General features: G+C 40.9%; 1 protein-coding gene. It reads right to left on the reverse strand.

Annotated features, from left to right (window positions below; all coding sequences use genetic code 11):
• Positions 1–52 precede the first annotated feature (52 nt).
• The coding region (locus MSG95_RS18880; RefSeq protein ID WP_104039724.1) for an IS5 family transposase at positions 53–777 on the reverse strand (725 nt) is incomplete at its 5' end.

Here is a 777-nt window from a genome sequence, read left to right on the forward strand (position 1 = left end):
GGCTTTGTTGCATAAAGCCTTTGAAGGTAAAGTTTTCCTAAGTTGCTAAAATTTAGGTTACAACTTGGGTATGAGGTCTGCCTAATTCTGTAAATTTATTTAATACGGCTACACGTGCATGGATCTCATTCACTTGGCTGTCAAAATTCCTTGAGTAGAGTTTATCGCCTAATAATTTGATGCAATGCATCTTGGTTTCGACCAAACTTCGCCGATGATAACCAGACCACTTTTTCCAAAGGGCTCTTCCTAGACGCTTAACTGTTTTTAGTAATTCATTTCTCTCTTGCGAATGAACTTTTGTATCTTTCCACGGTTTCGCATTTTTTCTTGGCGGAATCACCGCATATGCTTGACGATCTGAGATCACTCGTCTGCAGCATTTAGTGTCATAGGCTCCATCGGTATAGACAGAATCTACTCGCTCATCAAGTGGTATTTGACCAAGTAAATCACCGAGCACCTGTGAATCACTGATATTGTTCGTTGTGAGCTGAACTGCACGTATTTGCAGCGTTTCAGCATCTATACCAATGTGAAGCTTACGCCATTGTCGACGATATTCAGGCTGATGTTTCTTCCGTTTCCATTCACCTTCGCCCAAAAACTTTAAACCAGTTGAATCTACGAGTAGATGTAGACCATTGCTACTTTTTTGGTAGCTAATCGCAATATCAATATGTTTTTGTCTTCTGCAAAGCGTCGTATAGTCTGGCGCTGTCCAATCTAATCCGCAAAGTTTAATCAGGCTTTGTACAAAGCCAGTGACCATGCGTA

The organism is Acinetobacter sp. IK23, assembly GCF_035615275.1.
Classification (GTDB): Bacteria; Pseudomonadota; Gammaproteobacteria; order Pseudomonadales; family Moraxellaceae; genus Acinetobacter; species Acinetobacter seifertii.